The organism is Fluviicoccus sp., assembly GCF_030646115.1.
Classification (GTDB): Bacteria; Pseudomonadota; Gammaproteobacteria; order Pseudomonadales; family Moraxellaceae; genus Fluviicoccus.
On the sequence record NZ_JAUSMX010000019.1, the window covers coordinates 1 to 11,563 of the forward strand.

General features: G+C 55.8%; 14 protein-coding genes. 5 read left to right on the forward strand and 9 right to left on the reverse strand.

The window, feature by feature from the left end; translation table 11 throughout:
• Window positions 1-188 precede the first annotated feature (188 nt).
• A complete protein-coding gene (gene tyrS / locus Q7T36_RS13960) occupies window positions 189-1,385 on the reverse strand; it encodes a tyrosine--tRNA ligase (protein WP_304849773.1) in 1,197 nt (398 codons plus the stop codon).
• 53 nt (window positions 1,386-1,438) lie between these two features.
• On the opposite strand from tyrS, the gene Q7T36_RS13965 reads away from it, so the two are divergent.
• A complete protein-coding gene (locus Q7T36_RS13965; RefSeq protein ID WP_304849776.1) occupies window positions 1,439-2,548 on the forward strand; it encodes an anhydro-N-acetylmuramic acid kinase in 1,110 nt (369 codons plus the stop codon).
• A 16-nt stretch (window positions 2,549-2,564) separates the two neighbouring features.
• Here Q7T36_RS13965 and erpA read toward each other — a convergent pair whose 3' ends face one another.
• The 6 genes from erpA to Q7T36_RS13995 form a co-directional block, all read right to left on the reverse strand.
• The gene (gene erpA / locus Q7T36_RS13970; RefSeq protein ID WP_304849779.1) at window positions 2,565-2,906 is read right to left on the reverse strand and encodes an iron-sulfur cluster insertion protein ErpA; all 342 of its coding nucleotides are present in this window, start codon (window positions 2,904-2,906) and stop codon (window positions 2,565-2,567) included.
• A 120-nt stretch (window positions 2,907-3,026) separates the two neighbouring features.
• Window positions 3,027-4,046, reverse strand: coding sequence for a putative solute-binding protein (locus Q7T36_RS13975; protein WP_304849782.1), 1,020 nt, complete (start codon window positions 4,044-4,046; stop codon window positions 3,027-3,029).
• 324 nt (window positions 4,047-4,370) lie between these two features.
• Complete coding sequence (locus tag Q7T36_RS13980; protein ID WP_304849785.1) at window positions 4,371-4,691, reverse strand: phasin family protein; 321 nt, start codon at window positions 4,689-4,691, stop codon at window positions 4,371-4,373.
• Window positions 4,692-4,862: 171 nt separating this feature from the next.
• Window positions 4,863-5,969, reverse strand: coding sequence for a 5-(carboxyamino)imidazole ribonucleotide synthase (locus Q7T36_RS13985; protein ID WP_304849788.1), 1,107 nt, complete (start codon window positions 5,967-5,969; stop codon window positions 4,863-4,865).
• Window positions 5,966-6,478, reverse strand: a complete 513-nt coding sequence (purE, locus tag Q7T36_RS13990) for a 5-(carboxyamino)imidazole ribonucleotide mutase (RefSeq protein ID WP_304849791.1) — start codon at window positions 6,476-6,478, stop codon at window positions 5,966-5,968. Before purE ends, Q7T36_RS13985 begins: the two co-directional genes overlap by 4 nt.
• Before the next feature lie 102 nt (window positions 6,479-6,580).
• Window positions 6,581-6,934 carry a DMT family protein gene (locus Q7T36_RS13995; protein ID WP_304849794.1) on the reverse strand — a complete coding sequence of 118 codons (354 nt, stop codon included), beginning with the start codon at window positions 6,932-6,934 and terminating at the stop codon, window positions 6,581-6,583.
• A 111-nt stretch (window positions 6,935-7,045) separates the two neighbouring features.
• Between Q7T36_RS13995 and Q7T36_RS14000 the strand changes: the two genes are divergently transcribed.
• From Q7T36_RS14000 to Q7T36_RS14015, 4 genes are all read left to right on the forward strand, one after another.
• Window positions 7,046-7,621, forward strand: coding sequence for a hypothetical protein (locus Q7T36_RS14000; RefSeq protein ID WP_304849797.1), 576 nt, complete (start codon window positions 7,046-7,048; stop codon window positions 7,619-7,621).
• Window positions 7,622-7,627: 6 nt separating this feature from the next.
• A complete protein-coding gene (gene mpl, locus Q7T36_RS14005) occupies window positions 7,628-8,992 on the forward strand; it encodes a UDP-N-acetylmuramate:L-alanyl-gamma-D-glutamyl-meso-diaminopimelate ligase (RefSeq protein WP_304849799.1) in 1,365 nt (454 codons plus the stop codon).
• Between the two features lie 3 nt (window positions 8,993-8,995).
• Window positions 8,996-9,418, forward strand: a complete 423-nt coding sequence (locus Q7T36_RS14010; RefSeq protein ID WP_304849802.1) for a hypothetical protein — start codon at window positions 8,996-8,998, stop codon at window positions 9,416-9,418.
• 99 nt (window positions 9,419-9,517) lie between these two features.
• Window positions 9,518-9,847: a hypothetical protein gene (locus tag Q7T36_RS14015; RefSeq protein ID WP_304849805.1), complete on the forward strand. Its 330-nt coding sequence runs from the start codon at window positions 9,518-9,520 to the stop codon at window positions 9,845-9,847.
• A 77-nt stretch (window positions 9,848-9,924) separates the two neighbouring features.
• On the opposite strand, the gene ppa is transcribed toward Q7T36_RS14015, so the two are convergent.
• Window positions 9,925-10,452: an inorganic diphosphatase gene (gene ppa, locus Q7T36_RS14020; protein ID WP_304849808.1), complete on the reverse strand. Its 528-nt coding sequence runs from the start codon at window positions 10,450-10,452 to the stop codon at window positions 9,925-9,927.
• 55 nt (window positions 10,453-10,507) lie between these two features.
• Window positions 10,508-11,482, reverse strand: a complete 975-nt coding sequence (cysK, locus tag Q7T36_RS14025; RefSeq protein ID WP_304849811.1) for a cysteine synthase A — start codon at window positions 11,480-11,482, stop codon at window positions 10,508-10,510.
• Between the last annotated feature and the right edge of the window lie 81 nt (window positions 11,483-11,563).

The following is an 11,563-nucleotide window of genomic DNA, read 5'->3' on the forward strand; positions in this document are numbered from 1 at the left end:
TCTTTCGAACCACCGCCTCCAGACCCGAAAACAACACCCAACCTAAGGCAAGTTATTGTTTTTGCTTGGCTTATTTAGCCAGCAGCGCGTCAGCGTGGGGCGCATTATAGGGCCTGTGAGCTCACTGTCAAAGGGTTTTCCCCACAATCGAACCAAGCGCACAGATTTTATGCATTCCAGCTATAGACTTACACCACACAGACTCTTGCAATGGCCTTTTTTCCAGCCTGGACAATGTAGCTAACTCCGCGCTGGCAGCGATAATCAGCAGAAACCACCGAGCCATCAACAAAAACCGCTTGCCTCTGCAATACGTCCCTGGCGGCCGCGGAGTTCTTCACCAAGCCGGCTTTGTTCAACACCGCGCTTATTGGCAACTCCGACTGCCCCTCAAGATCAATGGTCACTTCTGGCACATTTTCAGGAATTTCCCCATAACCTATCACGTTCCCCGCTGACTTGTGGGCATGTGCAGCCGCTTCCTCCCCATGAAACCGGGCAATGATTTCCGTCGCCAACAACTTTTTCAACTGTTGAGGATTGCGTCCGGCCGCCATTTCATTCAACAGGGCTTCAGCGTCTTCCTGTGTACGGAAGCTCAACAATTCAAAGTAGCGAGGAATCAGCGAGTCCGGCATGGATAATATCTTCTGGTACATCTCTCCGGGCGCATCGTTGACGCCGATATAGTTACCCAACGACTTGGACATTTTTTGCACTCCGTCCAAACCCTCAAGAATCGGCAGTGTGATACACACTTGAGCTGGCTGCCCATAACGCCCTTGTAACGTCCGCCCCATCAACAAATTGAATTTCTGATCGGTGCCGCCCAATTCAACATCCGCCTTCAGTTCAACAGAGTCAAAGCCCTGCAACAACGGGTATAAAAACTCATGAATGGCGATGGACTGCTCATTGGCAAAACGCTTTGAGAAATCATCTCGCTCCAGCATGCGGGTAACCGTGTATTGACCCGCCAGATGAATCATGTCGGCCGCAGACTTCTGCGACATCCACTCTGAGTTGAAAACAACCCGCGTCTTTAACGGATCGAGAATCTTGAAGACTTGGTCACGGTAACTTTTGGCATTTTCCGCAACCTGTTCAGCCGTCAAGGGCTTGCGGGTTACGTTCTTGCCGGTGGGATCACCGATCATGCCGGTAAAATCGCCAATGAGAAAGATTACTTCATGCCCCAACTCCTGGAACAGTCGCAGCTTATTGATCAGGACGGTATGTCCGAGGTGCAAGTCTGGCGCCGTGGGGTCAAAGCCGGCTTTAACCCTCAATGGCCTTCCTTCTTTCAATTTGGCCAGCAATTCCGCTTCGGGAATGATTTCTTCGGTTCCGCGCTTGATAAGTGCAAGTTGCTGTTCTGGTGTCATGATATGTTTCGCTACAATGCCGCTTGAAAAGGCGCATTTTAATGAGAAATCCGATGCCACACGATATTTATTTGGGCCTGATGTCAGGCACCAGTCTCGATGCCATAGATGCGGTTGCTGTGAGCTTTACGCCAGAACCCAGTCTTTTAGGCACGCACTCTCTTCCCCTCGATGACGAAACAAGAACCGCCATACTGCAACTGACACTGCCGGGCGACAATGAAATTGACCGGATGGGGCCGTTGGACAGGCAGTTGGGGCAATTATTCGCTCAATGCGTGAACACCCTGATTGACAAGCACGGGCTGGACAGGAACCGGATTCTTGCGATCGGAAGCCACGGGCAAACCATCCGGCACCGGCCCGGATATGACCATGCCTTTACCCTGCAGATTTCCGACCCCAACACCATTGCCGAACTGACAGGCATTACCGTGGTTGCCGACTTTCGCCGAAGGGATGTCGCCGCCGGCGGACAGGGCGCGCCATTAGTGCCTGCGTTCCATGAGGCCTTGTTTCGCTGTCCCGGAACCGACCGCGTCATTTTGAACCTTGGCGGCATTGCCAACATTACCCTGCTCTCCGGGACGCCCGAGTTACTGCTGCGCGGCTATGACACCGGCCCAGCCAACATCCTGATGGACTCCTGGTGCATGCGGCACAAGGGAGAGCCCTATGACCGTGGCGGCCTGTGGGCTCGATCAGGCACGCTTCAGCCCAAACTGCTTGAGCAGCTGTTGGGACATCCCTTTTTCACGCTACCTGCTCCCAAAAGCACCGGCCGGGAAGATTTCAATATTCAGTGGCTGGATCACGAACTGAAGTCGACCCCTGATCTTCCTCCGGAAGATGTTCAAGCAACACTCATGGAGCTAACTGCCATATCGGTTGCGTCGGCCATTCGGCATGAAGGCCTTGAAAGTGCTGAACTGTGGGTGTGCGGAGGGGGGGCATACAACAGCGCACTCATGGACCGCATGGCGCTATTGCTTCCGAAAATGCACCTGCAAATCACGTCCGCCAAAGGGCTAGAGCCGAACTGGATTGAAGCAACAGCATTTGCCTGGCTGGCCCGTCAAACCATGATGAATCTGCCCGGCAACGCACATGCCGTCACAGGCGCCAAGGGTGAGCGCATTCTGGGGGGAATTTATCCGGGCTGATTGCCCGGAAGGATTGCTAAACTGAAAAGGATGACCCGCAACCGCAGGTGGAGCTTGCATTGGGGTTTTTAACTATGAAGCGGGAACCCTGTAACCCCTCTTCATAGTCAACCTCAGAGCCTGCAAGATACTGATAGCTCATCGAATCCACCACCATGGTGACATCATCATTGCTGAACACCGAGTCCATTTCACCGGTATTCTCATCAAATGTGAAGCCATAGGAAAATCCGGAGCAGCCGCCACCGGTGATATACACCCGCAACTTCAACTCAGGATTGCCCTCGCCGTCCTTGAGCTTGCGAATTTTTGCCGCCGCACGATCCGTGAGTGCCATGCCTTGAGTGGCGTCTGTCATGTGCTGCCTCTTTTACCCGACTAAATCAGTATGGAATTATCTAAAGAAAACCGTCGTTCGTCAATCACGCAAAAGTAAAGGCCCGGACATGCCGGGCCAGTTATCATCACCCGCCAACAATTACTCGTCGGTCAAGGCGCACTCGAAGCTGGAAGGATCATTTTTACAACGAACCTTCTTCAGCAACGACATCATCTTTTTGTCATAGATGCCGTCAGCAGTAAGCGCAATGCGGGACTCACGCATCAGCTTGACATAACCGGGCTTGTCGGCATCCGGAATATCCATCCAGAACTTGGCAGGAATATCGGCCTCGGTCTTCTTGATGACGGAGAACGCACGTTCCAACTGGGTCACGACATACTCGCGGCTCTTCTGGCCAAAGCCGGCAGGGAATTTCTTGGGATTAATGATGATGTTGCCGGTCAACTGGACAATCGGGAAACGGATGATCGCTCCCTTGGTGCCCAAACCCTTGAACAATTCCAACGGTTTGAATGCCACTGCCGGGGCGGCAACGATGTCCACCTGGCCGTTGTTGAACTTGCCTGCAAAGTTGGTGATGTCAGAGGCCACCGGCTGGGCGCCGATCTTCTGCACCATCTTGGCTTGGGATTTGTCGTAATCCAGCACGGCGATTTTCTTGCCGGAAGCCTTTGACAGGTTATTGATGGCGCGGTCATTGACCAAGAGGTAGCCGGCGCCCAGCGGAATCAGTCCAACCACTTCATAGCCGCCACTGACCATGCTGCCGGCAATTTTCGGCGAACTCAGGATCGACAGCACATCTTTCATGACGGCATAGCTGGGGATGGCGCCGATAGAATCGATACTGCCGGTAAACGTATTGAACTGACGGCCGCGCAAACCGGTAATACTGATAGCGTCGCACTGGCCAGCCTTGAAGTCTTCAGAGGCAATACGCTCGTCGGTGTAAGCCTTGAGCTCGATGTCGCCACCCCATGCCTTGGATGCCAGGCTGTAGTCCTTCATCATGGCATAGACATCTCCCTGAGTACCCAGGAGGTCAAAAACACAGACTTTTTGTTTGGCTTCAGCGGAAACGCTCAACAACATGCCGGCAGCAAGAGCCAGCGCAGCAACGGGACGACTCGTGGAAGAGACGATGATTTTTTTCATGGTGTGTCCTTGTCGACGGCTTGGATTATGTTTTTTTGCCCCGGATAACGGGCTAAGGCATTTTAGCGCAGTAAGGACACTGCCCAAAAGCCTTTTATCCGATTGTTGTGTCAGCATAACGGGTTGCTTCGTATTCAAAACGCTCGTTATGTAACCAGCACCACATCCCTGTATCCGGCACACCGTCTTCAAGGGCTGCTTATTGCCATTCACCGGCTCGATTCGACCCGCTCAAAATCCGGAATAAAAAAAAGGGTGGCAGGGAGCCACCCCAAAAGAGGGTACATTTTACAAGCAACCCCAAGCGGGATTGCAGGTTTGCAATCAGACAGCCTTGCGCTTTTCGCCGGAGGCAACCAGATCACCAAACAGCTTCTGGCTTTCAGCCTTCAGCGATTCCACTTCAGTCTTCAGCGTCTCGACCAGACCGAAGGCAACCAGCACAGCCTTCTTGTCAGCTGCGGCCTTCTCGCCACGAGCGGCCTGACCGGCGGCTTGCAGCTTGTCCAGTTGCTTCTGGCCTTCTTCTTCAACCTTGGTCACCAGACCGAGGCCAGCCAGATACACCTGGTTGCCCAGATCCTTAACGCGATCAACCAGACCGACTTGAGTTTGGTTTTCAGCAACGTCTTTAAGTTCGCCCATGATGCATCTCCAAATTAAGCTTCACACACCCGGTTTATGCTGCACCCTGCAGCAACCCATGTGCGCATTTTAGGAGAACTGTTCGAGACCGAACGCTATAGCTGTCTGACAATCCTACAAAAATATGGATTTTTAAGTTGCCGGACTGGCAGCCCGGCGGAAATCAAAGAATTAAAGCGCCATCCGGTTGGGCAGAACAGCAGCAATAACCTTGATGCGATCCATCAATTGGATGTGCGTGGGGGCTGTGACCGTAATGTGGCCCAGCTTGCGGCCAGGGCGCTCAGTCTTACCATAGAGATGCAGATGGGTTTCAGGAATGGCCAGAATCGCTGCCGTTTCAGGGTGGCGGCCAATGATGTTGATCATGGCGCTGGGGCGCAATGGATCGGTGGAGCCCAACGGCAAACCGGCGACGGCGCGGATGTGGTTTTCAAATTGCGAGCAGATGGCGCCTTCAATACTCCAGTGCCCGGAATTGTGAACCCGCGGCGCGGTTTCATTCGCCACCAGCCCGGAGCCGGTGTCGAACATTTCCAGCGTCATGACGCCGACATGCTGCAAGTCTTCCAGAATGGCCCGGATATAAGCATCTGCCTGACGGGCAGATGCTTCGGAAATATCCGGAGCAGGTACAACAGAATGCGACAGGATGCCTTGATGATGGACATTCCAGGCCGGGGGATAGCAGCGGATTTCGCCATCCTGACCGCGAACCGCCACAATCGACAGTTCACGCTGGAAGCGGACAAAAGCCTCTGCCAGCAAGGGGCAGGCCGCACCCAAATCTGTCCAGGCGCGTGCAATGTCATCGGTGGAGCGAATGACAAACTGTCCCTTGCCATCGTAACCGCCGGTCACCGTCTTGATTACCAGGGGCATGCCCAGTTCGGCAACGGCCTGCTGCAAAGCTTCCAGGCTGTCGATGCGACGCCAGGGTGCGGCGGGGATCGACAAACGGTCGAACAATGCCTTTTCATTGAGCCGGTTTTGGGACACGGCCAACGACCGCACGCCGGGATACACCGGCTTGTGCCGGGCAATGCGCTCTACCCAGGCGGTCGAGATGTTCTCGAACTCATAGGTAAAGACATCGGCGCTGGCGAGGAAGGCGTCCAGCGACTCGGGAGAACCGGATTCATCCCCGTATAAATCGCCCAGTGGGGCGGACGGGCAATCCGGCAGGGCGTCATAAAAGCTGAAGCGCAAGTTAAACGGATAACCCGCCAAAGCCATCATGCGGCCAAGTTGACCGCCGCCAAAAACGCCCACCCTCATGCCTGCACTCCGGGAACAGGGCTGGCCAGCACCTTCTCGGTCTGTTGCTGGCGGAAGGTTTCAATGGCCTCAACGAAACGCGGATGCGCACCGGCGATAATCTGGGTTGCGAGCAAAGCGGCATTGACGGCGCCTGCCTTGCCAATGGCCAGCGTGCCCACCGGCACACCTGCGGGCATCTGCACGATGGACAGCAGGGAATCCAGCCCATTGAGGGCCTGGGACTGGACAGGCACGCCCAGCACCGGCAACGAGGTCTTGGAGGCGCACATGCCCGGCAAATGCGCCGCACCACCCGCACCGGCAATGATGACGGCAATGCCGCGCTCACGGGCCGTTTCGGCATAGCGAAACAACTTGTCGGGCGTACGATGCGCGGAAACCACTTCGGCCTCGAAGGGAACGCCCAGCGCCTGAAGGGTGTCCGCTGCATGCTGCATCGTCGCCCAATCGGACTGTGAACCCATAATGATGCCTACCAGAGGCTGTGATGCGTGTGCTGTCGTCATGCGGCCGTCACTCGTAACCTTGAAACCGGAAAACCGTCAATTTTGACGAAAAAAAACGGAATGGCCAAGTACTGAACGCCATTTGTCCTAAATTAGCTGTTTTTAAGCGCCCAGCGACGGCCGAAACATGAAATAGACCGCTCCCAGCATGCAAATGGCGGCATACACGTAATCCATGCGGAAGGGTTCGCGCAGATAAAAGACCGCAAAAGGCACAAAAACCGACAGCGTGATGACCTCCTGCAGGATTTTAAGCTGCCCCACCGTGAGCACCTGATGGCCGATCCGGTTGGCCGGCACCATCAGCATGTACTCGAAAAAGGCGATGCCCCAGCTGAGCAGCGCCGCCACAAACCAGGGCCGGTCGCTCAGATTCTTTAGATGACCATACCAGGCAAAGGTCATGAAGACATTGGAACACATCAACAAGAGAATGGTTTGCAGGGTTGTCGGCATGATGACGGATTCGAGCTGAGGAATAGACTGTGGTGTAGTTCTGTAAATCTGCTGCACCCGAGTACAGAGTTTGACACAATAACCCCCAAGACTCCCCATCCGGCTCCGCTGATGAAAGACAACTGGTCACTGTTCTGGCAAATCCTCCGCTTCAAGCGGGGACCAGAAGACGCTCCACACTCCCCTTCCCTGCTGATCAACCTCATTGTCCTGGATTTGCTGCTGAATGCCGTCGGACAATCAATGAACCGCGAGGCCTCCGATACGGCGATGATCGTCACGGTACCGCTGATTGCCGTCACGGTTGAACTGGTGGCGCTGCATTTACTGATGGCGTTCAAGTCTGTCAGCCAGCGCTTTGTTGCAACGGCCACTGTCATCATGGGCTGTGACGTCATTCTGACCCTGATCAGCCTGCCGGTGTTGCTGGTCAGCCTCTCCGTTCCGCCCAAATCCTCCCTGATGATGGTCTTGGGCATTCTGCAAATGGTGCTGCTGGGCTGGAGTCTGGGCTTCAGGGCTTTCGTGTATCATCGCACCCTGAATATCGGGCTGGTTCAAGCCAACATGCTGACGTTCACGCTGTTTCTGCTGACCATGACCTTTACCGTACAAGCTTTTCCCGAATTGCTGGCCAAGGCACAGGCCCAAGCGGCCGCCGCCCAGCAGACAAACAAAACGGAATAGAAGAACATGCACATTCACATTCTCGGCATTTGCGGCACCTTTATGGGTTCGCTGGCGGTTCTGGCGAAAAACCTGGGCCATACTGTCACCGGCAGCGATAGCAATGTCTATCCCCCAATGAGCACCCAACTGGAAGCGCAGGGCATTTCGCTGATGCAGGGGTATGACCCGTCGCACCTGCAACCCCGGCCCGACCTGGTGATTGTGGGCAATGCCATGAAGCGTGGCATTCCCGCCGTTGAATATGTGCTGAATGAAGGCATTCCCTACACCTCGGGTCCGCAATGGCTGGCGCAGTATGTGCTGCAGGGCAAGCATATTATTGGCGTGGCGGGAACCCACGGCAAGACCACCACCACCACCATGGTGGCCTGGATTCTGGAACAGGCCGGCTTGGAGCCGGGCTTTTTGATTGGCGGCGTGCCGATGGGCTTTGAAGCCAGCGCTCGTCTGGGCGGCGGCCAGTTCTTTGTGGTGGAAGCCGATGAATATGACTCCGCCTTCTTCGACAAGCGCTCCAAGTTCATTCACTACGCGCCACGCACTGCCATCCTCAACAATCTGGAATTCGACCACGCCGACATTTTTGACGATCTGGCCGCCATTCAGAAGCAGTTCCACCATCTGGTGCGCACCATTCCCGGTCAGGGCCGCATTATTGTGCCGGTCGGCGACCAGAATCTGGCGGATACGCTGGAGAAGGGTTGCTGGACACCGGTAGAAAAAACCGGTTTGGCCGGTGAAGCCGGGGCGCTATGGCAAGCAGCCCTGCGCGCCCCGGACGGCTCGCATTTCGACGTACTGTATGACGGCCAAAAAGCCGGGACGGTGAATTGGGGCATGACCGGCATGCACAGCGTCAATAACGCCCTGAGCGCCATTGCCTCGGCGCATCATGTGGGCGTCAACATTGAACAGGCTTGCGCCGGGTTGAGCGCCTTTGGCGGCGTGAAGCGCCGCATGGAGCTGATTGGGGAAGTGCGCGGCATCAGCGTTTATGACGACTTCGCCCACCACCCCACCGCCATCAAGACCACCCTGGAAGGCCTGCGCAAGAAAGTGGGCAGCCGCCGTATCTGGGCGGTGATTGAACCCCGCTCCAACACCATGCGCATGGGCACGCACAAGGACGGCCTGGCCGCCTCGGCCTGTGACGCCGACCAGGTGATCTGGTATCAGCCGGACGGTCTGGACTGGAATCTGGAGCCGGTGATTGCCGATTCCCCGGTCCCGGCCAAGGTAATGCGGAATATCGACGCCATCATCGCGGAACTGGTCGCCAAAACCCAGGATGGTGATGCGGTGGTGATCATGTCGAACGGTGGCTTTGGCGGGATTCATGGCAAGCTGGTGGCGGCGTTGAAGGGCTGATTCATGGACGCCCTCCTCCATGTCACCGGGGCCGAACTGACTGGCCGCAAGTCGATGCGTTTCCCGGTGCGGGTGTCCGTGACGCGCCCGGATTTCCTGACGGCGCTGGCCACGGCGTGGCTGGTGTTGCGGCGGGTGGGCGAGCTGGCGGGGGAATGGCCTTGCGGCCATGGCAAGCTGGTGTTTACTCCGGTGATGGAAGAGCCTGAGTCGGGGGCCGGGTTGGATTGCCGGTTTCTGGCGGGGGAAAATACGGTTGCGCTTGAGATTGAGGCCGGGCTGGAGTTGGTCTTCGATTTTCAGGCCAATGTGTGGCAGCGGCTGGAGGCGGTGACGGGGGTGATGGATTTCTTGCGGGGAATTCAGGCGGTGGTAGGTGGGGAGGATGTGGTGATTAGTCCGACACCGGTTTTGTCGGAAGGATAGATCGAGGAATTTGTGTCAGGCCTTGGCGGAGAAGACCTCTGGGGCTGCTAACAAGGTTGGATGGTGGGTCTTGACCCACCCTACGGATATGGCTTACTTATGGATCGCAAAAGAAAAATTGTAATTGCCATCAGCCTTCTTCTTGTTGTGGTTTTTCTGGGTGAGTACTGTGGCCACTATCACTGGTTCGGCGGTAGCCAAGAGACGAGAACCATAATCACTGTTCTTGAAATCCTCATCTGCCTATTTGGTTGCTGGCTTCTTTTTTCCAAACGCCGCATGAGCTTTCTTGTCATCCCCTTATATTTCATAGCATCTCAAGTGCTATTTTCCCTTGCCTTTGCTCTGGGGCAAGTGAACTATTTTGGCCCCGAAACGTGGGCCGATTTCAAACAACACTATTCTTGGGCACTCCAAGGACGGCTGTAGTCAATTATCAAACCTCAGCAATTGATGTGATAAAGGCGCTGTCTCCAGCGCCTTTAGTTCACCACCGAAGAAGTCAATTACTTCTTCGCGGCCTCGATGGACTTCAGCACTTCCGCCTTAGCCACATCCGCACCTTCCCAACCCGTCACCTTCACCCACTTACCAGGCTCCAGCGCCTTGTAGTTCTCAAAGAAATGACGAATCTGATTGATCAGCAACTCCGGCAGATCGGTGTATTCCTTCACATTCTTGTAAAGCGGCGTCAGCTTGTCATGCGGAACTGCAATCAGCTTCGCATCAATACCGGACTCATCTTCCATGGTCAGCTTGCCAACCGGACGGCAGCGAATCACGGAACCCGCAACCACCGGATAAGGCGTTACCACCAGCACATCCAGAGGATCACCGTCTTCCGACAGCGTGTTCGGAATGTAACCATAGTTGGCCGGATAGAACATCGCCGTCCCCATGAAGCGATCGACAAACAGCGCATCGCTGTCCTTGTCGATTTCGTACTTGATGGGGTCGTTGTTGGCGGGGATCTCGATCACCACGTAGATATCGTTCGGGGCGTCTTTTCCGGGGGGAATGTTGTTGTAGCTCATGATGCTCACTGCTCACTCGGGAGGAAACGGGGCGGATTATACGCCCCGGCAACCATTACTGCACCAATTCCTGATCGGTGAACAACCCGTCGAACAGCGCCGTCGACAGGTAACGCTCCCCGGAGTCAGGCAGGATCACCACGATGGTCTTGTCCGCATTCTCCGGACGGGCTGCCAGCCGGGCCGCAACCGCACCGGCAGCGCCACAGGAAATACCGCAAAGGATGCCCTCTTCCCGCATCAGACGGCGTGCAAACTCAATGGCTTCTTCATTGGTCACTGTTTCAACCCCATCCACCAGACTGAGGTCGAGGTTGGCCGGAACAAAGTTGGCGCCGATTCCCTGTATCTTGTGCGGAGCCGGCTTCAGAGCTTCACCGTTGCGAGCCTGGGTAATAAGCGGCGAGGCCGTGGGTTCGACGGCGATGGACTGGATGGCCTTGCCCTTGGTGAGCTTGATGAAGCGGGAAACGCCGGTCAGCGTACCGCCGGTGCCGACGCCGGCGACGAAGATATCCACTTCACCATCGGTGTCGTTCCAGATTTCGGGACCGGTGGTCTTTTCATGGATTTCCGGGTTGGCCGGGTTTTCAAACTGCTGCGGCAGGAAATATTTGTCCGGGTTGGAAGCGCGGATTTCCTCGGCCTTGTCGATGGCGCCCTTCATGCCCTTGGCGGGGTCGGTCAGCACCAGCGTGGCGCCCAGCGCCTTCAGCACCTTGCGGCGCTCGATACTCATGGACGAGGGCATGGTCAGCGTCAGCGGATAGCCTTTGGCGGCAGCGACATAAGCCAAGGCGATACCGGTGTTGCCGGAGGTCGGCTCCACGATTTCCATGCCCGGCTTGAGGGCGCCCCGCTTCTCGGCATCCCAGACCAGGTTTGCGCCAATACGGCACTTCACGGAATAGGCCGGGTTGCGGCCTTCGATCTTGGCATAAACCTTGGGATGCCCGTTCATAACGCGGTTCAGGCGGACCAGCGGGGTGTTGCCAATGGACAGTGCATTATCGTCATATACTTTTGCCATTATCCTGCTTCCTGTTATCGTAGGCGGTGGAAAACCCTACTTTGGCGACTTTGCCGCAGTCTTGCAACTGCCCGTTTAGCC